Source organism: Streptomyces sp. NPDC048370, from assembly GCF_043200825.1.
Lineage (GTDB): Bacteria > Actinomycetota > Actinomycetes > Streptomycetales > Streptomycetaceae > Streptomyces.
Genome location: NZ_JBICYI010000007.1, coordinates 302,949 through 318,407 on the forward strand (window position 1 = coordinate 302,949; position 15,459 = coordinate 318,407).

19 protein-coding genes are annotated in these 15,459 nt (G+C 71.1%); 13 read left to right on the forward strand and 6 right to left on the reverse strand.

The features are described 5' to 3' along the window. Positions 1–138 precede the first annotated feature (138 nt). Positions 139–1,374 carry a Cmx/CmrA family chloramphenicol efflux MFS transporter gene (locus ACGFYP_RS18435; RefSeq protein ID WP_393494124.1) on the forward strand — a complete coding sequence of 412 codons (1,236 nt, stop codon included), beginning with the start codon at positions 139–141 and terminating at the stop codon, positions 1,372–1,374. Positions 1,375–1,464: 90 nt separating this feature from the next. Here ACGFYP_RS18435 and ACGFYP_RS18440 read toward each other — a convergent pair whose 3' ends face one another. Then, positions 1,465–2,226, reverse strand: coding sequence for an SDR family NAD(P)-dependent oxidoreductase (locus ACGFYP_RS18440; protein ID WP_393494127.1), 762 nt, complete (start codon positions 2,224–2,226; stop codon positions 1,465–1,467). Between the two features lie 241 nt (positions 2,227–2,467). On the opposite strand from ACGFYP_RS18440, the gene ACGFYP_RS18445 reads away from it, so the two are divergent. The 3 genes from ACGFYP_RS18445 to ACGFYP_RS18455 are packed head-to-tail and all read left to right on the forward strand — an operon-like array spanning position 2,468 to position 4,703. Then, positions 2,468–2,950 (forward strand): cupin domain-containing protein, encoded by a 483-nt coding sequence (locus tag ACGFYP_RS18445; RefSeq protein WP_393494130.1) that lies wholly within the window; start codon positions 2,468–2,470, stop codon positions 2,948–2,950. After that, on the forward strand, positions 2,950–3,747 hold the full coding sequence (locus tag ACGFYP_RS18450; protein WP_393494133.1) for an arylamine N-acetyltransferase: 798 nt from the start codon (positions 2,950–2,952) through the stop codon (positions 3,745–3,747). The genes ACGFYP_RS18445 and ACGFYP_RS18450 overlap by 1 nt, the downstream gene beginning before the upstream one ends. Then, positions 3,747–4,703 carry an amidohydrolase family protein gene (locus tag ACGFYP_RS18455; RefSeq protein WP_393494136.1) on the forward strand — a complete coding sequence of 319 codons (957 nt, stop codon included), beginning with the start codon at positions 3,747–3,749 and terminating at the stop codon, positions 4,701–4,703. The genes ACGFYP_RS18450 and ACGFYP_RS18455 overlap by 1 nt, the downstream gene beginning before the upstream one ends. A gap of 90 nt (positions 4,704–4,793) precedes the next feature. Here ACGFYP_RS18455 and ACGFYP_RS18460 read toward each other — a convergent pair whose 3' ends face one another. From ACGFYP_RS18460 to ACGFYP_RS18475, 4 genes are read right to left on the reverse strand one after another with little or no spacing between them, the layout of a single operon-like run. Continuing rightward, a complete protein-coding gene (locus tag ACGFYP_RS18460; protein WP_393494139.1) occupies positions 4,794–5,450 on the reverse strand; it encodes a DsbA family protein in 657 nt (218 codons plus the stop codon). Then, positions 5,447–5,926, reverse strand: coding sequence for a nucleoside deaminase (locus ACGFYP_RS18465; RefSeq protein WP_393494142.1), 480 nt, complete (start codon positions 5,924–5,926; stop codon positions 5,447–5,449). Before ACGFYP_RS18465 ends, ACGFYP_RS18460 begins: the two co-directional genes overlap by 4 nt. A 14-nt stretch (positions 5,927–5,940) precedes the next feature. Continuing rightward, the gene (locus ACGFYP_RS18470; RefSeq protein ID WP_260226197.1) at positions 5,941–6,258 is read right to left on the reverse strand and encodes a multidrug efflux SMR transporter; all 318 of its coding nucleotides are present in this window, start codon (positions 6,256–6,258) and stop codon (positions 5,941–5,943) included. A gap of 59 nt (positions 6,259–6,317) precedes the next feature. Then, on the reverse strand, positions 6,318–6,752 hold the full coding sequence (locus ACGFYP_RS18475) for a multidrug efflux SMR transporter (protein ID WP_361969191.1): 435 nt from the start codon (positions 6,750–6,752) through the stop codon (positions 6,318–6,320). 141 nt (positions 6,753–6,893) lie between these two features. On the opposite strand from ACGFYP_RS18475, the gene ACGFYP_RS18480 reads away from it, so the two are divergent. The 7 genes from ACGFYP_RS18480 to ACGFYP_RS18510 all read left to right on the forward strand — a co-directional run bounded on the left by ACGFYP_RS18480 (position 6,894) and on the right by ACGFYP_RS18510 (position 12,634). Further along, positions 6,894–7,334, forward strand: coding sequence for a MarR family winged helix-turn-helix transcriptional regulator (locus ACGFYP_RS18480; protein WP_393494146.1), 441 nt, complete (start codon positions 6,894–6,896; stop codon positions 7,332–7,334). Between the two features lie 258 nt (positions 7,335–7,592). Then, positions 7,593–9,062, forward strand: a complete 1,470-nt coding sequence (locus tag ACGFYP_RS18485) for an AMP-binding protein (RefSeq protein WP_393494149.1) — start codon at positions 7,593–7,595, stop codon at positions 9,060–9,062. Beyond that, positions 9,059–9,334 (forward strand): acyl carrier protein, encoded by a 276-nt coding sequence (locus tag ACGFYP_RS18490; RefSeq protein WP_361969198.1) that lies wholly within the window; start codon positions 9,059–9,061, stop codon positions 9,332–9,334. Before ACGFYP_RS18485 ends, ACGFYP_RS18490 begins: the two co-directional genes overlap by 4 nt. Before the next feature lie 74 nt (positions 9,335–9,408). Further along, positions 9,409–9,783 carry an ectoine synthase gene (locus ACGFYP_RS18495; protein ID WP_361969201.1) on the forward strand — a complete coding sequence of 125 codons (375 nt, stop codon included), beginning with the start codon at positions 9,409–9,411 and terminating at the stop codon, positions 9,781–9,783. 116 nt (positions 9,784–9,899) lie between these two features. Then, on the forward strand, positions 9,900–11,021 hold the full coding sequence (locus tag ACGFYP_RS18500; RefSeq protein ID WP_393494153.1) for an acyl-CoA dehydrogenase family protein: 1,122 nt from the start codon (positions 9,900–9,902) through the stop codon (positions 11,019–11,021). An 80-nt stretch (positions 11,022–11,101) separates the two neighbouring features. Then, positions 11,102–11,779, forward strand: a complete 678-nt coding sequence (locus ACGFYP_RS18505) for a transglutaminase family protein (RefSeq protein ID WP_393494156.1) — start codon at positions 11,102–11,104, stop codon at positions 11,777–11,779. A 15-nt stretch (positions 11,780–11,794) separates the two neighbouring features. Beyond that, the gene (locus tag ACGFYP_RS18510; RefSeq protein WP_393494159.1) at positions 11,795–12,634 is read left to right on the forward strand and encodes a maleate cis-trans isomerase; all 840 of its coding nucleotides are present in this window, start codon (positions 11,795–11,797) and stop codon (positions 12,632–12,634) included. A gap of 83 nt (positions 12,635–12,717) precedes the next feature. Here the strand turns inward: ACGFYP_RS18510 and ACGFYP_RS18515 are convergent, their stop codons facing one another. After that, complete coding sequence (locus ACGFYP_RS18515) at positions 12,718–13,659, reverse strand: ScbA/BarX family gamma-butyrolactone biosynthesis protein (RefSeq protein ID WP_393494162.1); 942 nt, start codon at positions 13,657–13,659, stop codon at positions 12,718–12,720. 122 nt (positions 13,660–13,781) lie between these two features. Here ACGFYP_RS18515 and ACGFYP_RS18520 point away from each other — a divergent pair, with 122 nt between their 5' ends. Further along, positions 13,782–14,408 (forward strand): ScbR family autoregulator-binding transcription factor, encoded by a 627-nt coding sequence (locus ACGFYP_RS18520; RefSeq protein ID WP_393494165.1) that lies wholly within the window; start codon positions 13,782–13,784, stop codon positions 14,406–14,408. Next, complete coding sequence (locus ACGFYP_RS18525; RefSeq protein WP_393494168.1) at positions 14,405–15,388, forward strand: NAD-dependent epimerase/dehydratase family protein; 984 nt, start codon at positions 14,405–14,407, stop codon at positions 15,386–15,388. The genes ACGFYP_RS18520 and ACGFYP_RS18525 overlap by 4 nt, the downstream gene beginning before the upstream one ends. Positions 15,389–15,459: the final 71 nt, after the last annotated feature.

A 15,459-nucleotide genomic window follows, 5' to 3' on the forward strand; every position in this document is an offset into this window, starting at 1 on the left:
GATCCGGGCTCTCGGCACTCCGTGCCGAGGTTTTGAAGTGAGTGCTCCAAAATGTGCTAGCGTCGCCACGTGGTCGGCCGCACCGCTCGCGACCGGACCCCCGACACAAGGCCACATCCACGCTTTTGGAGGCACTCCATGCCCCTGGCCGTCTACATCCTCGGCTTGGGAATCTTCACCCAAGGCACCTCGGAGTTCATGCTCTCCGGGCTGCTCCCCAACCTGGCCGACGACCTGGGTGTCTCCATCCCCGACGCCGGGCTCCTGATCTCCGCGTTCGCCATCGGCATGGTCGTCGGCGCCCCGCTGCTCGCGGTCGCCACCCTGAAGTGGCCCCGCCGCACCGCCCTGGTCGCGCTCCAGGCCGTCTTCATCGCCGCGCACATCGTCGGCGCCCTGGCCCCCGGCTACGGCGTCCTGTTCGCCACCCGCGTCATCAGCGCCCTCGCCTACGCCGGCTTCTGGGGCGTCGCCGTGGCCACCGCCGTCGCGCTCGTCCCCGCGAACGCCAAGGGCAAGGCCGTCGCCGTGGTCGCCAGCGGACTGACCCTCGCCACCATCGCGGGCGTGCCCGCGGGCACCGTGCTGAGTCAGTTCGCCGGCTGGCGGGCCGCGTTCTGGGGCGTGGCCGCGCTCACCCTCGTGAGCCTCGCCTGCTCGGTGTTCGCCATCCCCGGCGGCAAGGGCTCCGGCGAGGAGACGCGTACCGTCCGCGCCGAACTGCGCGCCATGGCGCGGCCGCAGCTGTGGCTCTCGTACGCCGTGACCGCCTTCTCCTTCGGCGCGGTCATCGTCACCTTCAGCTACCTCGCCTCGCTGCTCACCGACGTCACCGGCCTCGCCGAGGGCTGGGTGCCCGTCCTCCTGGCGCTCTTCGGCGTCGGCGGTCTGCTGGGCATGGTGATCGGCGGCCGGACCGCCGAGGCCTACCCGATCCGCACGCTCGCGCTCGGCACCGGTGTCCTCGCCGTCGCCTCCGCGCTGCTCGCGGTCCTCGCGGAGAACACCGTCGTGACCGTCGCCCTGATCTTCGTCCTCGGCCTCGCGGGGTACGTCACCAACCCGATCCTGCAGTCACGGGTGTTCGTCGTGGCGCCCGGTGCGCCGACCCTGGTGGGCGCCACCAACACCTCGGCCTTCAACGTCGGCAACACCCTCGCCCCGGCCCTCGGCGGCATGACCATCAGCGCCGGGTTCGGCTTCGAGTCGGTCGCCTGGGTCGGCGCCGCGCTCGCCGCCGCCGGTCTGCTCGGCACGCTGTGGGCCGGCCACCTCCAGTACCGGTCCCGGCCCGCCGCCGAGGGCGGCGTCGTCGCCTCCGGCGGGGGCGCCCCGCGCAAGGACGAGGAGCCGGCCCGGGCCACCCACGTGTGACCCGACGCTCCCGTCCCACCCCAGAGAACGCCGTGCCCCGGTCCGCTGCCTCCCCCCTGCGGACCGGGGCACGGTTCTGTCTGCCGTGACTCAGGCCGTGATGCCGCCGTCGATCACGAGGTCGTGGCCGAGCGCGAAGCCCGACTCGTCGGACGCCAGGTACAGCACCGCCGCAGCGCCCTCCTCCACCGTGCCGATCCGGCCCAGCGGGAACATGCCCTTGGCGCGCTCCACCCGCTCCTCCGGCGTCTCGTTCTCGAGCAGGGACATGGGGGTGTCCATCGAGGACGGGCTGAGGGTGTTCACCCGGATGCCGTCGGCCGCGTACTCACGCGCCGCGCTGCGCCCGAGCGCGGCGACCGCCGCCTTGCTCGCCCCGTACGCGCCGGCCCCCGGAATCGTCAGGTGTGCGCCGACCACCGAACCCACGTTGACGATGGCGCCGCCGCCCTGCTCCCGCATCTGCCGGATCTCGTACTTCATCGACCGCCAGGTGCCGAGCAGGTTGATCTCAAGGGTCCGCGTGAAGTCCGCCTCCGCGAGCTCCGCGAGACCGGCCGGGTCGGGCAGGTGGCCCGCGTTGTTGACCGCGACGTCCAGGCGGCCGTGTCGCTCGACGACCGTCCGCACCAGCGCCTCCACGTCCGCGTCGACGGCGATGTCGGCCGTGACGTGACCGGCCGTACCGCCGTCCTTCTCGATCAGTCGGACCGTCTCGACCAGGCGGTCGGAGGTGCGCCCCGCGACCACCACGGTGGCCCCCTCGCGGCCGAAGGCCACGGCGGTGGCGCGCCCGATCCCGGACCCGCCCCCGGTGACGAGCACCACCTTGCCGGTGAAGCGACCAGTCATCTCTCTCATCCCATCCTCGGTGCCTAGGGCCCGCCCGGCGGATCATGGCCGGGGCCCTGATCCGCCGGGCAGGCCCTGCGCGCGTCCGCGCGCACGCACCACGATGGCCGCGAGCGCCGCCCCGGCCATCACGTATTCACGGGAGTGACCAGGGAAAACCCCGTGAACACGTGATGCCCGCACGGCCGATAGCCGGATGGAGTGGAGGGAGCACGCGCACGCCCGCGGAGAAGGGAACACCTTGAGCTTCGAGGAATTCGAGGGCATCGTCTACATCCCGCCCAAGGCCGGACCGGCCCGTTGGGTTTTCGGGGACCACTACACGATCAAGGCGGACAAGGCCAACACCCACGGCTCGCTCGGCCTGATCGAAGCCCTCGTACCACCCGGCGGCGGGCCACCGTTGCACATCCACCACGACAGCGACGAGGCCTTCTACCTCATCGACGGCGAGCTGGAGATCTCCAACGAGAAGACCAGCCAGGTCGTCGGCGCCGGCGCGTTCATCTTCGTCCCCAAGGGCAAGGTGCACGCCTTCAAGAACATCGGCGACCAGCCCTGCAAGATGCTCATCATCTTCACCCCGGCCGGCTTCGAGCGCTTCTTCACCGAGCTCGGAGTGGCCGCGGAGGAGGGCGTCCCGGCGCCCGAGGCGGAGCAGTACGCCGCCGACGTCGAGAAGGCCCAGAGCATCGTCGCCCGCTACGCGGCGGAGTACATCTGATGCTCGACGCGACGACGGTGGACGCCTACCTCCGGCGGATCGGTGCCAAGCGGCCCGAACGCCTCGACGGCCAGGCCCTCGCCCACCTGCACGAACGGCACGTGCTCAGCGTGCCGTTCGAGAACATCGACTTCGCCTTCGGCCGGCCGAGCCTCCCCATAGGCCTCGGCGAACCCGCCCTGGAGAAGATCATCGGGCGCGGGCGCGGCGGATGCTGCTACGAACTCAACGGCGCCTTCTTCACGCTGCTGCGCTCCCTCGGCTTCGACGTGCAGCCGATGGGCGGCCGGGTCCTCGAGGACGGCGAGTTCGGTCCGCTCCTGGGCCACCTGTGCCTGCGCGTACGGACCGAGGACAGCGCGGTCCCGTGGCTGGCCGACGTCGGCTACGGGCACGCCTTCCGCTTCCCGCTGCGCCTGCGCCCCGGCGCGCCCCAGCAGGACCCGCAGGGCACCTTCGAACTCGTCGAGGCCCCGAAGGGTGACCTGGACCTGTACCGCGACGGCGAACTGCAGTACCGCGTCGAGCCCCGCACCCGCGAACTGGCGGACTTCGCCCCCACGATGTGGTGGTTCCGCAGCGCGGACGGCTCGCCGTTCCTGGCCCGCCAGGTCTGCTCCATGCCCACGCCCGACGGGCGGGTCACCCTCGCCGGCCGGACCCTGATCCGTACCGAGAACGGTGTCAGGACCAAGGAGGAGCTGGCCGACGACGCCGCCGTCCACGCCGCCTACCGCACGTGGTTCGGCATCGAACTCGACGTACTGCCCGACAGCCAGACCCACGGAGAACACTGATGCAGCACGAGCCCGGCCTCATCGACGTCCACCACCACGCGATCCCGCCGACCTACCGGGCGGCGCTCGGCGACAAGGTCGCCATCCCCGGTGTCGACTACCCGACCTGGAGCCCGGAGGAGTCCCTCGAGGTGATGGACCGGCACGGTATCGCCGCCTCGGTCCTCTCCGTCACCGCGCCCGGTGTCACCTTCGCCGAGGGCGCCGAGAGCCACCGCCTGGCCCGCGAGGTCAACGAGTACTACGCCGCCCTCATCGCCGAACACCCGGGCCGTTTCGGCGCGTTCGCGATCCTCCCGCTGCCCGACGTGGCCGCGGCCAAGGACGAGCTGACGTACGCGATCGACGAACTCGGCCTCGACGGCGTCGGCCTGCTCACCAGCTACGGCAACCGGTACCTCGGCGACCCGGAGTTCGAGCCGCTGCTCGCCGAGATCGCCGACCGCGGTCTGCCGGTGCACGTCCACCCGGGCACCCCGCCCGCCAAGGACGTGGCCACCTTCGACCTGCCGCCTTCGCTCTACGACTTCACCTTCGAGACCACGCGCACGGTCGTCGACCTGCTCTTCAGCGGCACGCTGGAGCGGCTGCCGCACCTGAAGCTGATCGTCTCGCACGCGGGCGGCACCCTGCCGTTCCTGGCGCAGCGGCTCACGTACGGGCCGACGATCGGGAAGTACCTGACCGAGCGGGCGCCCAAGGACGTCGTCGGGGCGCTGCGCGGGCTGTACTACGACATCGCGATGTCCGCCAACCGCTTCGCGCTGCCCGCGCTCACCGAACTGGCCGAGCCTGACCGGATCCTGTTCGGCAGCGACTTCCCGTTCATGCCGGCCGCGCACACGACGGAGAACGTCGAGGGCTTCCGGACGTACGCGGGCTGGAACGCGGAGCAGCGCACGGCCATCGGCCGCACCAACGCGCTGAAGCTCTTCCCGCGCCTCGCCGGCCAGTAGCGGCCACCGCGCACAGCGCCCCGGTACACGAAGGATCCGGCCGCCTCGGGGGAGGTGGCCGGATCCTTCGTACGTGCGTGGCGGGCGCGCTCAGCAGACCCCGTCGACACCGCAGGCGGCGCCGAACGACTCGTCCGACTGCTCCTGCCGCCGTGCCTGGGCGTCCAGGATCGCCTTGCGCAGCTGGGGCGCCGAGGGCACCCCCTCCATCCGGATGTCGCCGACAAGGAACGTCGGGGCGACCTGCACCCGGTGGGCGGCGGCCTCCCTGAGCGCGTCCTCGTGCCGGGCGGTGTACGTGCCCTTCTCCAGGGCCGTACGGAACTCCTCCCGGTCCAGGTCCAGTTCACCGGCGAGCTCGGTGAGGACCTCGATCCGACCGAGGTCCAGGTCCTCCTGGAAGAAGGCGCGGAACATGCGCCGCGTGTACGCGTCGCCCTTGCCCCGGTCCTGCGCGTACTGGAAGCCCTCGAACGCGAGCCGGGTGTACGGCTGCGGGGAGACGGTCGGCAGGGTGATGTCCACGCCCATCCGCCGGGCCATCGGATAGACGGCCCGCTTCCAGATGTCGGGCAGGTACGGGTCCTCCGGGCGGAGCGTGGGCTGCGGATGGGGCCGCAGCTCGAACGGCTTCCACTCGATCTCCACGTCCAGGCCCTCGGTGGCCGCCTCCAGCGGTCCCTCGGCGAGCATGCAGAAGGGACACACGTAGTCGGACCAGATCTGGATCTTCACCGGCTCGGTCATCGGACCCCGCCCCTCTGCACGGTCAGGAACTCCTGGAACGGCACCTCGTGCCCCTCGACGGGGGCGTGCGTGACGCGGATCGGCCACTGGGTGGGGTCGGTCGCGAAGATGGCGTACGAGCTGCCGTAGTCGAAGCCGTACCGGCCGGCGGTCTTCCGGTCGGCGGCGAAGACGATGTGCCCTACGCCGAAGTAGCGAGCCACCATGTAGCACATGGCGCAGGGCTCGCCGGAGGCGATGAGGGTGGAGCCCGCGACGGCGAACACGCCGGCCTTCTTGGCCGCCTCGCGCAGCGCGACGACCTCCGCGTGCGCGCTGGCGTCGTGGTCCTCGCGGACCCGGTTGAACCCGGTGCCGAGGACCTGGCCGTCCTGGACGACGATCCCCGAGAAGGGGATGCCGCCCTTGGCCACGTGCTCGCGGCTGATCCGTACGGCTTCGTGTACGTGGGGGAGCAGGGCGTCGATGTCGGTCATGGCGTGCGCGCCGATCAGACGGCCGTCAGGCGGAGCAGGACGGCGCCGCCGATGATGGACGCGAAGGAGAGCAGCCGGGCGAGCGTGATCTTCTCCTTGAAGATGATCGCGCCGCAGATGACGGTGCCGACGCCGCCGATGCCGGTCCAGATCGTGTAGCCGACGGAGACGTCGAGCTCACGCAGGGCCAGGGACAGGGTGTAGATGCCGCCGGCGGCGGCGAGCAGTGTGAGCACGGAGGGCCACAGGCGGGTGAACCCCTTGGTGGCGTTGGTACCGAGCGCGAAGAGGACTTCGAAGACGATGGCGATGCCGAGGTAGACCCAGGTCATGGTGGTGACTCGTTTCGGGAAGGTGGGACGGAGCGGAGGTCGGGGGAAGCGGCTGCGGGTCAGCCGACGGGCTGCGCGGCGGGGGCCTGCGCGGCCTCGGCAGCGGCCTGCTTCTTCGCGGCCACGGTGTCGGAGATACGCAGGCCGAGGGCGCCGCCGATGATCAGGATGAAGGCGAGCACCTTCCAGACGGTCATCTTCTCGTCGTAGATCAGCGTGCCGAAGACGACGGTGCCGACAGCGCCGATACCGGCCCAGACGGTGTAGCCGACGCCGACGTCGACGGTCTTCAGGGCCATGGAGAGCGTGAAGATGCCGCAGGAGGCGGCGGCGACGGTGAGCAGGGACGGGCCGAGCTTGGTGAACCCGTCGGTGGCCTCGGTCGAGAGCGCGAAGGTGATCTCGAACAGGGACGAGAACAGGAGCCAGGCCCAACCGACGTTGGCGTTCTGCGGCTTCGCCTCGGGCTGTGTCTGCGGGGAGGGGGACGTCATGGAACTCACTCTCCAGGAAGTTGTTTGTCCGTGCAAGTTCTTGGCGGGCGTAGTCGGTCGGTGACTGACGGACGCGGCGCCCATGAGGTTGCATGAGCATGTACTCTGTTGTCAACGTCTCGCTGAAAGGTGCGTCACCTTATGGTCGCTACCCACACCGCGTCGTCCGACCAGGCGGTCTGGAGCCGTCTCCTGGTTCTGCATTCCCGCGTGGAGCGGGAGCTGGCGCAGGCGCTCCAGCGACGCCATGGGATCGGCCTGTCGGAGTACCGCGCGCTCGAATCGCTGGCGCACGCCGAGGACAGCGAGCTGCGCATGCAGGACCTGGCCGAACGGGTCGGTCTCGGCCAGTCGTCGGTGACGCGCCTGGTCGCACGGCTCGAAGTGGCCGGATTCGCCTTCAAGGACCTGTGTCCTTCCGACAAGCGCGGGGTCTACGCGGTCGTCACGGAGGAGGGTCGCGAACGGTACGCGGCCGCCCGTACGACGTACGCGGACGTCCTCTCCTCGGCGCTCAACGCCCTGACCGCCGACCCCGAATACGCCTCCACGGTCCAGTCGCTGCGCGCCGCCGGCGCCTGACGCCCCGGCCCGCCCCGGCCGCCTCCCCCGTCGAAGGACACAGTCGACCCGGCACCTTCCCGCACCCCTGACGCGCTGTCAATCGCGAACTCTCGGCATAGCGCGCCAGGGGTGCTTTCGTTGCATGATCAAGCGTAACGAGAACGCGGTTCCCGCTTCTCCCGTCGTCCAGCTCGTCGCGATGTCCTCGTCTGACGATTGCATGACGATGCAAGTGCTTGATCTCAACGTCTCGAACGACTCGGGGGAGAGTCCGCCGTGCCATCGACACACCTCGCCGCATCCATCGACGCCCACAGCCGGGAACGCGCCGGCCGGGTCGCCCTCTCGTACGGCCGACGCGCCGTCACCTACGCACAGCTCGGCGACGCCACCGGGGCGTTCCGTGCCCAGCTGGCCGGCCTGGGGCTGCCGGAGGGCAGCACCGTCTGCGTCCCCGCCCACAAGACACCGGAGACCGTCGCCCTGCTGCTCGCGGTCTTCCACGAGGGCCTGATCGCCCTCGCCCCCTCGCCCGACCTGGGGATCTCCGCCCGCGTCCGGCTCGCCCAGCAGGCCCGCGCGACCCACACCCTCACCGTCTGCGCCGACGGCGCCCTGACCGCCGAGGCGGTGCAGGCCAACGCGGTGGAGGCCGAGGGGTTCGACCGGGCGGACGCCACCCGCACCCGCCTCCTGCTCACCACCTCGGGCTCCACCGGCACCCCGAAGATCGTGCCGATCCCCGCCGAAGGCTTCGACGCCTTCGCCGACTGGGCCACGGCCGAGTTCGCGCTCACCGGGGACGACGTGGCGCTCTCCTACGCCCCGCTCAACTTCGACCTCGCCCTGCTCGACGTCTGGACCTTCCTGCGCCTGGGCGCCCAGGTCGTCCTGGTCGAGAAGGACCGCGCCACCGAAGCCCCGCACCTGCAGGGCCTGGTGGCCGGCCACGGCGTCACGTTCGTCCAGGGCGTGCCGATGCTCCACCGCCTCCTGGCGCAGGACGGACCGGAGTTCTCCGCCGTCCGCGCCCTGATCACCACGGGCGACGCCCTCCCGCCGGAGCTGCTGCCGCCGTTGGCCCGGACGTTCCCGAACGCCCGGTTCCACAACATCTTCGGCTGCACGGAGACGAACGACTCCTTCATCCACCCCATCGACCCGCACGCGGCCGCCGCGCCGCCGATCGGCCGCCCCCTCGCCGGGGTGCGCGCCCTCGTGGTCGACGCCGGGGGACAGGTCGTCACGGGCGCCGGCACCGGCGAACTCCTCGTCTCCACGCCGTTCCAGACCGCCGGATACCTCAGGTCCGCCCTGAACGAGCAGGCGTTCACCGTCCGGGACGGCCAGGTGTACTACCGCACCGGCGACATCGTCTCCCGTACGGACGACGGCCTCTTCACCCTCGAAGGCCGCGCCGACTGGCAGGTCAAGGTGCGCGGCGTACGCACCAACCTCCAGGAGGTCGAGACCGTCGTCGCCTCCCACCCGGACGTCGCCGAGGCCGTCGTCGTGGCCCTGCCCGACGAGCAGACCGGCGTCCGCCTGCACGCGCACGTGACCCGGCGCCCGGCCACCGCGCTGACCGGCCTGCGCCTGCGGACCCACGTCGGCAAGCACCTCCCGCGCCACGCCATCCCGTCCTCGGTGCACGTCACGGAGGCCCCGATCCCCCGGACGTCGACGGGAAAGCCCGACCGGAACCTCATCAGGAACAACCGCATGAAGGAGAACGAGACCGCATGAGCGAGACCGACGCGACCCACGTGACCGCGGAGATCCGCGAGCACCTCGTCACCGAGTACCTGGCGGGCGAGGACTCCTCGGACCTCACCGACGACTACGACCTGATCGACTCCGGGGTGATCGACAGCCTCGGCCTCGTCCGGCTGATCTCCCACATCGCGAGCCGCTACGGCGTGCCCATGGACGACATCGAGTTCGGCCCTGACGACTTCCGCACCCTCGCCGCGATCACCCGCCTCGTCCGGGAGAACGCGCCCGCCACGGCGGCCTGACCGCCGTACCCGAACCACCTGGCGACACCGCTCGGCCGCACCACCCACCACCCAACACCCAAGGGAGTAACCGCATGTTCACCCGCAGCGTCGACGACGTCGTCCCCGTCCAGTGGGGCAACGGAACCAGCCACCGGCTCCTCACCAAGACCGACGGCATGGGCTTCGCCGTGGCCGTGACCCTCGTCCGCCAGGGCACCACCAGCGCCCTCCAGTACCGCGACCACCTGGAGGCCTGCTACTGCGTCGCGGGCTCCGGTGAGGTCGTGGAGAAGGACGGCACCCGGCACAAGATCACGCCGGGCACCATCTACGCCCTGGACCAGCACGACCCGCACTACCTGATCGCGTCGGACTACGAGGACCTGCACCTCATATCGGTCTTCAACCCGCCGATCGTCGGCAACGAGAAGCACACCCTGTCGGCCGACGGCTTCTCCCAGTACTGATCCACCCCGCCCCGCGGACGGCACGCGCCGTCCCGCACCGCGCCGTCCGGCACCCGCCGTTCGGCCGTGCCGTCCGCGGGGCACCCCTTCCCACCCGACGTGACAAGGACCAGGCTGTGACCGACGACGACCTCTTCCACCTCGCCACCCCGTGGGCCGACAAACTCAACGCAGACATCGGCGAACTCGACAGGAACGGCGCGTTCCCGTCCGACAAGTGGCCCGCCGTCCAGGACTCCGGGATCCTGCGGACCCCCTTCGACCCCGAGTACGGAGGCCACGGCCGGTCCCTGACCGAGACCATGCGCGTCCTGGAAGGCCTCGGTCACACCTCCCACGACGCCGGCCTGTCCTTCTCCACGTCCACCCAGATCGTCTCCGTGGGCGTCCCGCTGCAGCAGTTCGGCAGCGAGGAGCTCAAGCGGCGCCACCTCCCCCGGATCATGGCCGGTGACGTGATCACCGCCCACGCCATCACCGAGGAGTCCGGAGGCTCCGACGCGATGAACTCCACCACGACGGCCGTCCGCGACGGCGACCACTACGTGGTCGACGGCAGCAAGATGTTCATCACCAACGCCCCCGTCGCCGGCCTCTTCCTGCTGTACGTCCGCACCGGCGCGCCGGGCCCGTTCGGCCTGACCACCCTGCTCGTCGAGGCCGATACGCCCGGCCTTACCGTCGGTCCCGCCATGGACAAGATCGGCCTGCGCACCAGCCCGATCGGCACGCTCGCCTTCGACGGGCTGCGCGTACCGGTATCCCAGCGGGTCGGCCGGGAGGGCTCCGGTTTCATCGTCCTGAACTACGTGATGAAGCGCGAAGTGCTCTTCGCGTTCTCGATCACGCTCGGGGAGATGACCCGCAGGCTGGCCGACACGATCCGGTTCGCCAAGTCCCGTACGCAGTTCGGCCAGACCATCGGCTCGTACCAGGCCGTCTCCCACAAGATCGCCGACATGAAGATCAGCCTGGAGACGGCGCGCAAGTGGCTGCGCGACACCGGCGCCAAGGTCGAGGCCGGGCAGGACGCCTCGATCGACCTGGCCGCCACGAAGACCGTCGTCTCCGAGGCGAACCTGCGGATGGCGCTCGACGCCGTCCAGATCCACGGCGGGCGCGGCGTGCTCACCAGCCACGGCGTCGAACGCGAACTGCGCGACTCCGTCGCCGGAACCATCTATTCCGGCACGAGCGAGATCCAGCGCAACCGCATCGCCGCCCTCCTCGGCCTCTGACCCGGCTTCTGCCCGGCCTCCTCGGCTCGGCCTCCGCCCCGGCCTCCGAACCGGCTTCTGACCCAAGGGAACCGACTGTGATGACCCTCGACCTGTACGACCGCCTGACGCAGCCCACCGCGTTCCTCGACTACGAGACCGACGCCGTCCAGACCTTCGTCGACGGCGTGGTCAAGGACCGTGCCGCCGACAAGCGCACCATGGCCATCGAGCTCTACTACGCCGTCCGCGACGAGGTCTTCTACGAGGTCTACGGCGCGGACCTGTCCCCCGACGGACTGAAGGCCTCCCACACCGCCACCACCAAGTCCGGCTTCTGCCTGCACAAGTCGGCCCTCTACGCCGCCGCCGTCCGGGCCCTCGGCATCCCCTCCAAGCTCGTCTACGGCGACGTCCGCAACCACCTCGCCTCGCCGCGGCTGATCGAGCACATCGGCGGCGACGTCTTCTTCCACGGCCTGACCCAGGTCTATCTGGACGGCAAGTGGGTCAAGGCCACACCGGTGTTCAACAAGATGCTCTGCAAGCTCTACGGCATGGCGGCCCTGGAGTTCGACGGCCGCGAGGACAGCCTCTACCACCCGTACGAGGGCGGCGCCGGCGCCATGGAGTTCCTCACCGACCACGGCGCCTTCGACGACGTCCCGTACGACTTCGTCATCGGCTCGATGCGTGCCCGGCACCCCAAGTTCCTCAGCGACTCCGACTCCGGCACGAGCACCGTGGCCGGCGGCCGGCTGGCCGACGAAGCGAAGTAAGGAGAGACACGCCCCATGACCCAGGTCACCGAGCCCACCCGGGCCCCCCGGGCCGCCACGCCCACCGACGGGTGGGACGCCGCCATCCGTATCGGCGTCGTCGTCCCGCACGCCGACGTCGGCCCCGAGGCCGAACTCCAGGCCATGGCCCCCGCGTCGGTCTCGATCCACGGCTCCCGCGTCCACTTCGGCGCGATGCGGGCCGGCGGCGAGATGGACGAGAAGATCCCGCACGACCCGGTCCGCGCGTTCGTCGAACCGCCCTTCCTCGACCACGCCGTCGAGCAGCTCGCCGCCTCGCCCCTGCACGCGCTCACCCTCGGCTTCACCTCCTCCAGCTACGTCCTGAAGGCGGCGGGTGAGCGGGAGCTGTACGAGCGGCTGCGCCCGGTCACCCGGGAGCTGCCGATCACCGGCACGACCAAGGCCGCCCGGGCCGCCTTCACCGCGCTCGGCGCCCGCCGGATCGCCCTGGTCAACCCGCCGTGGTTCGACGACCGGCTCTCCGGCCAAGGGGCGGACTACTTCCGCGAGTTCGGCTTCGACGTGGTCCACCACGGACCGTGCGGGCTGCCCTCGAACCAGAAGGCGATCACGCCGCAGAACCTGTCGGAGTGGCTCCGCACCACCGTCGCCTCCCACAAGCCGGACGCCGTCCTGGTGGCGGGCAACGGCATCCGCGCGGTCGGCACCATCAAGCCGCTGGAGGAGGAGCTGGGCTTCCACGTCGTGACCGCGAACCAGGCGATCTTCTGGCACGCCCTGCACCTGGCCGGCGCGACGGCCATCAGCGAGGGCGTCACCGAGTACGGCGGCCTCTTCGCCACCCGCCCGGCGCCGGCGGACGAGGCCTGAGCCCGTCGCCGTAGCCACACGCGCGTGGGCCCGGACGGCGCGACGGCCGCCCGGGCCCACGGTCTGAGCGTGGTGGAGTCCCGTCAGCGGGCGACGGGTACCTCGTGCAGCGTGACGACCGAGGCGAAGATCTCCTCGTCGTTCTGCTCCGCCGTGACGAGCACCCGCGGCCGCCCGTTCGGGTCGTGCGGGAGCGCCCTGGCGACGATCCAGCAGGGCGCGTCGAGCTCGGCGTACCGGCTGAAGTCGCACTGCATGCCGGCGACGAGGGTCTGCCGCGGCTGGGACGCGGCCTGCGCCGCCTGGCGCGCGGCCTCCAGGAGCAGCATGCCCGGGGCGTGGTCGACGGGGTGGTCGAAGAGGACGGGGTGCGAGGTGTCCGTCCGCAGCTGCCAGCGGAGCGGGGTGTCGGTGCAGGAGAGCACGACGTCCTGGAAACGGGTCCGGCCCGTCTCGTGCGTGGGCGACGGCGGCGGCAGCGGCACCGCGCGCTCGTTGGCGCTCGCGATGTCGGCGTACCGTCCGCGCAGCCGCTCGTAGACCGCCCGGTCCTGGATGGTGAAGCGCGTCCGGGCCGTGGCCAGCCGGCGGCCCGCGCGGGTGGCCTCGACGGAGAGCGCGAGGGCCGTCGCCCGCCCCTTGCGGTACTTCACGTCCGAGGCGGTGATGTGGAGCTCGACGTGGGCGTCCTCCCCGTCGGCCCACAGCTCCTCGGGGGCGATGTCCCAGCCGAAGTCCTTCCAGAGCAGCTGGTGCCCGAAGGGGACGTCGTACGCGGCGTGGGAGAGCATCGGCAGGGTCTGGCGCACCGTCTCCGCGAGGAACAGAGGGTCGATCCTGCCGTGCCGCTCCAGGTAGAAGGTGTGCTCGCGCGGCCAGCGTGCGGTGATCGTGAAGGCGTCGTCCCCGGTGCGGCACCAGCTCACGAGGAGCACCTCGGCCGGATTCGTCTTGTGGGTGTACGACATGGGAACGGGCACGGGTCCGGTGGTCGGCCGGTCGGGCGCGAGCTCTATCTGAGGCACAACAGTTCTCCCCTGACTGTTTCAAGATATTCGCGGCCTGTGGCACTGGTGTGCCGACTGGCCGCTCACATAAGATAGTGGTCACTCTTTTTCTTTGTCGATGTATACGGGGTAACGGGCCAGTGGCGGAACACAGGCAGGAACGGGCGGTCCGCACACGGGAGTTGGTGCTCCGAGCTGCGGCGGAGGTGTTCGACGAGGCCGGCTACCTCGGCGCGAGCATCACCAAGATCCTCGATCGGGCGGGTGTCACGGCGGGCGCCGTGTACTTCCACTTCCGGTCAAAGGAGGGACTGGCCCGCGCGGTCATCCTGGAGCAGGCGGCCGACCTGAAGTTCCCCGAGGGGGAGGGCGGGCTCCAGCAGCTTCTGGACATGACCGGCTACCTCGCGGTGGAGATGCAGCACAACACCCTGCTGCGGGCCGGCGTCCGGCTCGCGGTCGAGCAGGGGGTGGTCGGCAAGCAGGAGTACTCGATCTACGAGTGGTGGGCCGACCACTTCCACCAGGAGTTCGTCCGGGCACGGCAGATGGGCCAGCTGCTCGACGGCGTGGACGAGGCCGCCTTCTCGCAGCTCCTCGTCGCCGCGTACACGGGTACGCAGGTCATGTCCCAACTCGCCACCGGCCGCGCCGACCTGCCCCGGCGGATCTGCGACATGTGGCGCTGTCTGCTGCCGGCGCTGGCCCCTGCCGAGGTCATCGCCGGCCTGCGGATCCCCGCCGACGACACCGTGGGCGCCGCGTGAGCGCACTGCGCGTCGTCCTGACCGGGGCGACGGGCTTCGTCGGCTCCCGCGTCCTGCACGCACTGACGTCGACCACCCGCGACACACTTCATGGCACCACCGGCCGCGGCTCCGGCCGTGAGCTCTCCATCCGGGCGCTCGGCCGCTCCGCCACCGCACCCGCCTCGGCGCCGCCGGGCGTGACGTGGACGCCCGTGGACCTGACGGACCGCGCGTCGCTGCGGAAGGCGGCGAGCGGGGCGGACGTCCTGATCCACCTCGCCTCACGCATCTCCGGCGACGAGGCCCAGTGCGCGGCGGTCAACGTCGAGGGTACGACGGCCCTGGTCGACGAGGCCGCCCACTGGGGCGTGGACCGTATCGTCCACCTCTCCACGGCCGCGGTCTACGGACCGGGCCCGCACCGCGGGATCACCGTCGACGAGATCACCCCCGCCCCGGTCTCACCCGCGAGCCGCACCCGGTTGGCCGGCGAGGCCCCGGTCCTGGCGGCGGGCGGAACGATCCTGCGCCCCGGCCTCGTCCTCGGCGCGGGCGACCGCTGGGTGGTACCGGCCCTTGCGGAGCTCCTCGAACGTGTCCCGGCCCACTGGGACGGCGGCCGCGGCCTGCTCTCCGTGGTGGACGTGGACGACCTGGCCCGCCTGATCGCCACCCTGGCGACCGGCCCGGAGGCGCCCCCGTCCGGCGTCCACCACGCCGGCCACCCGCGCCCGGTGAGCAACGGCGAGCTGATGGCGGAGCTGGCGGCGCTCGGGATCCTCCCGAAACCGGAAGAGGACTGGCCCTGGGAGACCTGCGTGGCACGACTCCACGCCACGCCCGGCCGCACGAGCGAGCGCCAGTTCTCCCTCCTTGCCCAGGACCACTGGTACGCGAGCGAGGAGATCTGGCGGGCGACGTCCTGCCCGCCGGGCCCGGGCCCGCTGGCCCGCCTCGGGGTGGCGGCTCCCTGGTACCGCGCGTTCCTGGCGGGATGAGCGCGTACGGGGTGGACGTACTCCCGGCCTGACGGCACCTGACGGCACCTGACGGCACTTCGACGCACGGA

Bases quoted from the DNA above. Each gene is read 5' to 3' on its own strand.
- ACGFYP_RS18490 (WP_361969198.1), top strand. From the start codon at position 9,059: ATGAGCGAGACCGACGCGACCCACGTGACCGCGGAGATCCGCGAGCAC.
- ACGFYP_RS18465 (WP_393494142.1), bottom strand. From the start codon at position 5,926: ATGACCGACATCGACGCCCTGCTCCCCCACGTACACGAAGCCGTACGG.
- ACGFYP_RS18480 (WP_393494146.1), top strand. From the start codon at position 6,894: ATGGTCGCTACCCACACCGCGTCGTCCGACCAGGCGGTCTGGAGCCGT.
- ACGFYP_RS18460 (WP_393494139.1), bottom strand. From the start codon at position 5,450: ATGACCGAGCCGGTGAAGATCCAGATCTGGTCCGACTACGTGTGTCCC.
- ACGFYP_RS18435 (WP_393494124.1), top strand. From the start codon at position 139: ATGCCCCTGGCCGTCTACATCCTCGGCTTGGGAATCTTCACCCAAGGC.
- ACGFYP_RS18440 (WP_393494127.1), bottom strand. From the start codon at position 2,226: ATGACTGGTCGCTTCACCGGCAAGGTGGTGCTCGTCACCGGGGGCGGG.
- ACGFYP_RS18470 (WP_260226197.1), bottom strand. From the start codon at position 6,258: ATGACCTGGGTCTACCTCGGCATCGCCATCGTCTTCGAAGTCCTCTTC.
- ACGFYP_RS18505 (WP_393494156.1), top strand. From the start codon at position 11,102: ATGACCCTCGACCTGTACGACCGCCTGACGCAGCCCACCGCGTTCCTC.
- ACGFYP_RS18455 (WP_393494136.1), top strand. From the start codon at position 3,747: ATGCAGCACGAGCCCGGCCTCATCGACGTCCACCACCACGCGATCCCG.
- ACGFYP_RS18510 (WP_393494159.1), top strand. From the start codon at position 11,795: ATGACCCAGGTCACCGAGCCCACCCGGGCCCCCCGGGCCGCCACGCCC.
- ACGFYP_RS18495 (WP_361969201.1), top strand. From the start codon at position 9,409: ATGTTCACCCGCAGCGTCGACGACGTCGTCCCCGTCCAGTGGGGCAAC.
- ACGFYP_RS18450 (WP_393494133.1), top strand. From the start codon at position 2,950: ATGCTCGACGCGACGACGGTGGACGCCTACCTCCGGCGGATCGGTGCC.
- ACGFYP_RS18475 (WP_361969191.1), bottom strand. From the start codon at position 6,752: ATGACGTCCCCCTCCCCGCAGACACAGCCCGAGGCGAAGCCGCAGAAC.